The 4,709-nt window shown below is 72.7% G+C and carries 2 protein-coding genes and 1 pseudogene; all 3 read right to left on the bottom strand.

The features are described from left to right. On the bottom strand, nucleotides 1–827 hold an 827-nt coding region (locus BHU15_RS34575), incomplete at its 3' end, for a serine/threonine-protein kinase (protein WP_141726945.1). A gap of 79 nt (nucleotides 828–906) precedes the next feature. Beyond that, nucleotides 907–2,607, bottom strand: coding sequence for a serine/threonine-protein kinase (locus tag BHU15_RS34570; RefSeq protein ID WP_069630737.1), 1,701 nt, complete (start codon nucleotides 2,605–2,607; stop codon nucleotides 907–909). A 127-nt stretch (nucleotides 2,608–2,734) separates the two neighbouring features. Beyond that, nucleotides 2,735–4,654, bottom strand: a pseudogene (locus tag BHU15_RS34565) (serine/threonine kinase C-terminal domain-containing protein); the annotation flags it as partial. Between the last annotated feature and the right edge of the window lie 55 nt (nucleotides 4,655–4,709).

Below are 4,709 nucleotides of genomic sequence, written 5' to 3'. Positions count from 1 at the left end.
ACCGCCGCGTACAGCACGACGCCCAGCGACCACAGGTCCGACTCGGGTCCGGGGCGCTGCCCGAGCACCCGCTCCGGCGAGATGAACTCCGGTGAGCCGACGAAGGCGCCGGTCTCGGTGAGCCCCTGCTGGCCCTCGACCTGGGCGATGCCGAAGTCGCTCAGCACGACGCGGTCACCGCGCCCGAGAAGGACGTTGTCCGGCTTCACGTCGCGGTGCAGCACACCGGCCTCGTGGGCGGCGTTGAGCGCGTTCAGTACGTCGAGCCCGATCCTGGCGGCCTCGCGCGGGTCGAGCGTGCCCTCCTGAAGACGGTCGGCGAGCGACTGGCCGCGGACCAGCTCCATGACGATCCACGGCTTGGAGTCCTCGACGACCACGTCGTACATCGTGACGACCGCGGGATGGTCGATCCTGGCCGCCGAGCTGGCCTCGCGCCGCATCCGCTGGTGGACGGTGTCGCGTTCGTGCTCGCGCAGATGCTCGGGAACGCGCGGCTCCTTGATCGCGACGTCGCGGTCCACGATCTCGTCGTGCGCCAGCCAGACCGTGCCCATGCCGCCGTGCCCGAGCCGCGAGACGAGGCGGTAACGGCCGCCCAACAGGCGTCCCACCGACGGGTCGGGCTCCATCGGGACATGCTGTGACGCCTGCGTGGGCTGGTACGGGGAGCCTTGCGAGCCCTGGGCGCCGTGCGGGGCCTGGGGCGGAACCTGGGGCGGATACGGCGGCTGCTGCTGTCCCTGGTGGGGCGGATACGGCTGCCGCTGCGGCGGTTGAAGTCCGTAGCTGGTGGGCTCGTTCGCCCGTCCCCCGTCGTTCGTCATGACCACATCCTTACGGACGGCTCACCGCGCTGGCCACCTGGGGGCGGCAGCGGGTGCAGAGCCGTGACATCGGCTCCGTTCAGCTGCCCGTACCCTCGGCCCGCCAGCCGCCCAGCATGGTGTCGAACTGCGCGCGGGACCAGTCCGCCGCGGGACCCGACATGTAGAGGGCGTACTCGGTCGAGCCGTCCTCCGAGAAGAACATCTGGTCGATCGCCCGGCGCGGACCGACGTACACCTGCTTCTCGTCGTTCTCGGTCCAGGTGAACTCCCAGAGCGCGGCCTTCGTCTGCCCCCGGAAGGTGTTGGGCCCCAGATTGATCCGCTGGTACTCGGGCAGGCCGTCGACGTTCTTCTCCATGTCCATCATGTGGTGGTACGGATCCTTGAAGTCCGGCGTGGTGTCCACGGCGATACGCAGGAAGTTGACGCCGTCGTCAGGGGTGTAGTCGATCTGGTCGCCGTTCATCCGGCGCTCCCAGCCTTCGGGGACGAGGACGCTGAAGCCGGCGGGATCGTCCAGTCGCTGCCAACCGGCCGGAACGGCCTCGTTGTCGCCCGTACCGCCGTCGCCCGATTCGCCCTTGCCCGAACCGCCGTTCCCGTCCTGGTTCTTGGCGTCGTCCGACGACGAGCCGCTCGGGTCCGGGTTCGCGCCGGCGCTCGTGCCCGGATCGTCGTCGCCGCCGAACTTGAGGGCGAAGAAGCCCACGCCGCCGCCGATCAGCGCGGCGACGACGACAGCGACGAGCACGGTGCGCCAACGGCCCTTCTTGGCGGCCGGCTGGACGGGGCCGGTCACCTGCGGCGGATAGGCGTGCGGCGGCGTGTGCCCGTACGGCGACGGTGCCCCGGTCTGCGGGGGCGGGGTCTGCGCGGCCCCGGGCCCCGGGTCCTGTGCCTGCGGGGCCGGTACGGGCACCTGCGCCGTCCGCGCCACGTCGGGCGTGCGCCCGTTGAACACGTCCCGCAGCATCCGCTCGGTCTCGACCGCGTCGGGGCGGGCCTCGGGGTCCTTGGTGAGCAGGGCGGTGATCACGGGCGCGAGCGGCCCCGCGCGTACGGGCTCCGGCGGGTCGTCGACGACCACGGCCTGCATGGTGGCGACGGCCGACGTACGGCGGAACGGCGAGGTCCCTTCCACCGCCGTGTGCAGCGTCGCCCCCAGGGCCCACAGGTCGGAGGCGGGCCCGGGATCGTGGCCGCGCACCCGCTCGGGTGCCAAGTAGTCGATGGAGCCGACGATTTCACCGGTCCGGGTGATGGCCGAGTCGCCCTCGATGGCGGCGATCCCGAAGTCCGTGAGCAGGACCTGGCCGTCCTGGGCGAGCAGGACGTTGCCGGGTTTGACGTCGCGGTGCAGCACCCCGGCCGCGTGCGCGGCGCGCAGGGCTCCGAGGACCTGGAGGCCGATCCGGGCCGCCTCGCGGGGCGTGATGGGGTCGGGGGTGAGCGCCTCGGCGAGCGAGGGGCCGTCCACGTACTGCATGACGATCCACGGCCGGCCGCCGTGGTCGAGCACGTCATGGACCGTCACCACGGCGGGGTGGCTGATCCGGGCCGCGGCTCTGGCCTCTTTCTGGGTCCGGGCGTGCAGCACGGCACGGTCGGCGGCCGAGACGTACAGCGCCGCCGTCAGTTCCTTCACCGCGACAGTCCTGTTGAGCAGTTCGTCGTGGGCCCGCCACACCTTGCCCATGCCACCGCTGCCGATTGACTCGCCCAGCTTGTAGCGCCCGGCGAGGACAAGTCCCTCGCGCGTCTCCGCTGAATCGTCCACGTGCCCCTGCCTGTTCCTCGGAGCTGACAGGTTACGGAGGGGACGCGCGGACACGGAACCTGGGCCCGCGCCTGAAACCTCACCGTGACACACCCGGCGGGCCTGACGGAGCGTCAGTTATCGCTGTTCAGCGGGTTGTCCGGTAGGAACCGGTGGCCTGCTGGTAGATCTCGGAGACCTTGTCCTTCTCGTTCACCGGGCCGATGGCCTGCACGATGTGGTAGCTGCCCTTGACGATCATGGCGAGATTCCGGACATAGACCTCCTGTCCGCTGCTGTTCTGCCAGGTGTACTGGCCCTCGGCCATGCGCTGTTGACCCACGTCGATGCGGCGCAGCCCCGTGGCGGTGGCCCAGGAGGAGTCCCGGAAGGGCTGCAGCTCGCGCTGTTTCTCCCGCTGGTAGACCAGCGGGTCGTCGCCGTTGTCGGCCACGGTGTCCCGGCCCGGCACCACGATGAGCGTGAAGTCACCCCGGCCGTACCGGACTTGGCCGCTGTCGTTGATCGGGCGGCGCTCCCAGCTCTTGTCCACGCCGATCTCGAAGCCCTCGGTGTCCTTGCGCAGCACGTATCCGGCCGCGAGGTCGGGGGCTCCGGAGGTCTGCGGTGTGGAGGAGTTGCCGCCCTCCGGCTTGTCGTCGCCGTTGTCCGGGGTCGTGTCGGGGTTCTGCTGCGACGGCGCCGCCGGCGCGCTCGGGTTCGACCCCGCGCCGTTCTGCGACCCCTGCTCGTCGGCCTTCGGCAGGAACATCACGGCGAGGGCGATGGCCGCGACCATCAGCACCAGGATGACGACGAGCAGGATGCGCCCCAGTGAGCGCGGCTTGCCCGAGCCGCCGCCGCCCGACCGCACGCGCGGCTCGCGGTACTCGCGGTCCCCGAAGTCGTCGTCGCGGTGGTCCCGTTCACGCAGGTCGCGGTGGTCCCGTTCGCGGTAGGCGCGCTCAGGCTGTTCGTGGCGGGGCTCCGCGTACGCCTCGGCTCCCGAGACGTGCTGCTGGTCGAAGGACCTGCCGCCGCCCTTCTCCCTGCGCTCCTTGCCCTTCTTGTGACGGTGCCTGCCGTCGCGGCCACGGCCCCGGCCGCGGCGCTTGCGGACCAGCTCGCCCCTGCGACGGACGATGGGCAGCCGCTCGTCCACGGAGGGCACGGCGACGACGTCGAGACCGGCGTCGGGCTCGGGCGCCGAGCGCACCAGGGAGCGCAGCCAGCCGCGCAGCTCCTCGAAGTCGGGCCGCTCGGTGGGGTCCTGACGGAGCAGCGACTCGACCACGGGGCGCAGCGGGCCGCACTCCTCGGCGAAGGCGGGCGGTTCGGCGCAGACGAGCTGGACCAGTTCGGCCGCGCTCTCCTCCGGATACGGGGCGTGGCCCTGGACGGCGCGGTAGAGCAGCGCGCCGAGCGCCCACAGGTCGGTGGACGGGCCGATGGGCGGGGCGAGTTGCCAGTTCTCGTGGACCGGTCCCGCCTGCTCGGGCGCCCACCGCTCGGTGACGGCGCCGACGACGGCTATCCGTGCCTGGCGGGCGCGTTCGGCGGCGAGCGGGGTGGCCGGGCCCCGGTAGGCGGGGGTGGTGGCGCCCGCGACGACCTCGTCCCAGCGGCCGGCGGGCGCGTCGGGTCCGGGGACCGCGGGCAGGTTCGACGACTGCCGCTGGGAGTCGGCGCGCATGGCGTCGTTGGTGCCCGACGTCTGCCAACGGCCGCCGCCGCCCGCGGGCAGCGGGCGGGAGCTGTCGCCGACGCCGGACGGGCCGTCGTGCCAGGTGCCGGCGAGCTGGACGCGGCGGGGCGGGCGCGGGTCGTCGTCGTCCGCGTCGTAGTCGTCGTCGTCCGAGTCGAAGCGGGAGCCGGACCCGGAGCCGGAGTTGGGATCGTCGTACGTGCCGCGGCCCGGCGGGTCGATCTCACGGGGCGGCATCGCCCACCAGTCGGGGTCGCGGCTCCCGCTCTGCGAGGGTCCGGCCGTGCCGCTCCCGCCCGAGGGGCCGCCGGGGGCCGAGGGGTCCGACAGATGCACGGGGCGCTGGGCGGGCAGGGTGCCGCTGTCGCGCCGCCGCCCGTGTCACCGAGGACCAGCAGCGCGACAGCGGCACCCTGCC

Origin of the sequence: Streptomyces niveus, assembly GCF_001723055.1 — a bacterium.
GTDB classification, from domain to species: Bacteria; Actinomycetota; Actinomycetes; order Streptomycetales; family Streptomycetaceae; genus Streptomyces; species Streptomyces niveus.
The sequence above is the reverse complement of the archived record's forward strand: the minus strand, read 5'-3'. Positions and strand labels throughout refer to the sequence as shown.